Below are 2,966 nucleotides of genomic sequence, written 5' to 3'. Positions count from 1 at the left end.
ATAAATGGCGTAATTACGCCGTTTATGGGCTCTTGACTCTTTCGCAACTGTCAAACTCGGGAGTATAGCATTTTTTTTCATCTAAGGATATGAAAATCTTGTGAATAATCAACAAATCTGTATGGCTGAAACACCTTGAATAAGCTTGGAACTAATGGTAGAATCTATGAGTTATAGATTTATACGGAACCATACAGAGATTGTATGGAGAAGGAGTATAGGATAATGAATCTTTTCGAGAAAATATTTGGTACCCACTCACAGAGAGAATTAAAGCTGATTCAACCTAAGCTGGATAAAATCCTTTCTTTACAAAGCACTATGGCAGCTATGTCGGAGGAAGAGCTTAAGGGGCAGACAGAGAAATTTAAGAACCGCTTGGCACAGGGAGAAACCCTGGATGACTTATTGCCCGAAGCCTTTGCTACCGTTAGAGAAGCGGCTAAGAGAGAGCTGGGTATGGAACATTTCCCCGTACAGCTGATTGGTGGAATCGTTCTTCATCAGGGACGTATTGCGGAGATGAGAACGGGAGAAGGAAAGACCTTGGTGTCTACCTGCCCCGCTTATTTGAATGCGCTTGCCGGCAATGGCGTTCATGTCGTTACCGTAAACGATTACCTGGCAAAGCGTGACTCCGAGTGGATGGGAAGAGTGCATCGTTACCTTGGTTTAACCGTCGGTACGGTTTTGAATGAGATGTCCACAGAGGAAAGGCAGGCAGCCTATGCTTGTGATATTACCTATGTGACCAACAATGAATTGGGCTTTGATTACCTGAGAGACAATATGGCAATTTACAAGAGTCAGCAGGTGCTTCGAGGCTTGAATTATTGTATCATCGATGAGGTGGACTCTGTTTTAATCGACGAGGCAAGAACACCTTTGATTATTTCCGGACAGTCCGGAAAGTCTACCAAGCTCTATGAGCTTTGCGACATTTTGGCACAACAGCTGGAAAGAGGAGAAGAGTCTGCAGAATTTTCCAAAATTAATGCAATTTTGGGAGAGGAAATTGAAGAAACCGGAGATTTTATCGTTAATGAGAAGGAAAAGACCGTAAACCTTACCCAGCAGGGTGTGGAGAAGGTGGAGAAGTACTTCCATATTAATAACTTGGCGGATGCGGAGAATCTGGAAATCCAGCACAACATTATCCTGGCTTTAAGAGCGCATAATCTGATGTTTAGAGATAAGGACTATGTAGTAAAGGATGACGAGGTTTTAATTGTTGATGAATTTACCGGACGTATCATGAATGGTCGTCGTTATTCCGACGGTTTACATCAGGCAATCGAGGCCAAGGAGCATGTACAGGTAAAGAGAGAGTCCAGAACCTTGGCTACCATTACCTTCCAAAACTTCTTCAACAAGTTTAAGAAGAAGGCCGGAATGACCGGTACTGCACAGACCGAGGAAAAGGAGTTTCGAAACATTTACTCCATGGACGTTATCCAGATTCCTACCAACAGACCGGTACAGAGAATTGATTTGGATGATGCGGTATATAAGTCTAAGAAGGAGAAGTTCCAGGCGGTAGTGGATGAGATTCAGGCTATCCACGAGACCGGAGCCCCGGTACTGGTAGGTACCATTGCCATTGAAACCTCCGAGCTTTTATCCTCCATGCTTCGGAAGAGAGGCATTAAGCACAATGTCTTGAACGCCAAGTTCCATGAGCAGGAGGCGGCTATCGTAGCGGAGGCCGGTGTACACGGTGCGGTGACCATTGCCACCAACATGGCAGGTCGTGGTACCGATATTAAGCTGGATGATGAGGCAAAGGCTGCCGGCGGTCTTCATATCGTTGGTACGGAGCGTCACGAGTCTCGAAGAATCGACAATCAGTTAAGAGGTCGTGCCGGAAGACAGGGAGACCCGGGACAGTCCCAGTTCTTCATTTCTTTGGAAGATGACTTGATGCGTCTCTTCGGTTCCGAAAGATTGATGGGCATGTTTGAGGCTCTGGGTGTACCGGATGGAGAACAGATTCACCATAAGATGCTTTCCAATGCCATTGCCAAGGCACAGGAAAAGATTGAGTTAAACAACTATGGCATCCGTGAAAACCTCTTAAAGTATGATGAGGTTAACAACGATCAGAGAGATGTCATTTATACTGAGAGAGAAAAGGTATTGGAGGGGGACAATATGCGTCCTCTCATTGTACGCTTTATCACGGATACGGTGGATAATTATGTTGCCGAGTGTATCGGAGAGGGACAGACTCCCAAGGAATGGGATTTGTCCGGCTTGAATGACACACTGATGAGCATTATTCCTTTAAAGAAGTTAAGACTTACGGAAGAGGAATATGAGAACATGACCGGAGATGAGCTGAGCCAGAGATTGAAGGAAGAGGCCATTCGTCTTTATGAGCAGAAGGAGGCGGAGTTCCCGAATCCTGAGCAGATGAGAGAGGCGGAGCGAGTAATTCTTCTGAAGGTTATGGATCAGAAGTGGATGAGCCATATCGATGACATGGATATTTTAAGAGACGGTATCGGCTTGCAGGCATACGGACAGAAGGATCCGCTGGTAGAATACAAGATTGCCGGTTATGAGATGTTCCAGAATATGATGAGAAGCATTCAGGAAGAAACCATCCGTGTGCTGTACCAGATTAAGTTGGAGCAGAAGGTGGAAAGAGAGCAGGTGGCAAAGCCATTGGCAACCAATAGAGATGAATCTGCGGTAAGAAGTCCGAAGCAAAGAGAAGGCAGAAAGATTTATCCCAACGATCCATGCCCCTGCGGTTCCGGAAAGAAGTATAAGCAGTGCCACGGCGCGAACCTCTATCAGAAGAATTAATTGCCCTTCAGAGGAGCCGTTGCAGTAAGAATTAAGATCCAAAAGCAAGAATCAATAGAGTAAATAGTAAGAAGAGCATGAGAAAGGAGCCTCTGTGATCGAGTTTGATCAATTTAAATCAGAACTTTCCTCCAAGGAAGAGCCCTTGCAGCAGT

General features: G+C 45.3%; 1 protein-coding gene. It reads left to right on the top strand.

All coding sequences use genetic code 11. The features are described from left to right. The first annotated feature begins 225 nt into the window (after window positions 1–225). Window positions 226–2,811: a preprotein translocase subunit SecA gene (secA, locus tag ACO4PX_RS09645; protein WP_040648425.1), complete on the top strand. Its 2,586-nt coding sequence runs from the start codon at window positions 226–228 to the stop codon at window positions 2,809–2,811. Window positions 2,812–2,966: the final 155 nt, after the last annotated feature.

This window comes from Oribacterium sp. (assembly GCF_057249185.1).
This window is presented reverse-complemented; position numbering and strand designations above follow the sequence as displayed.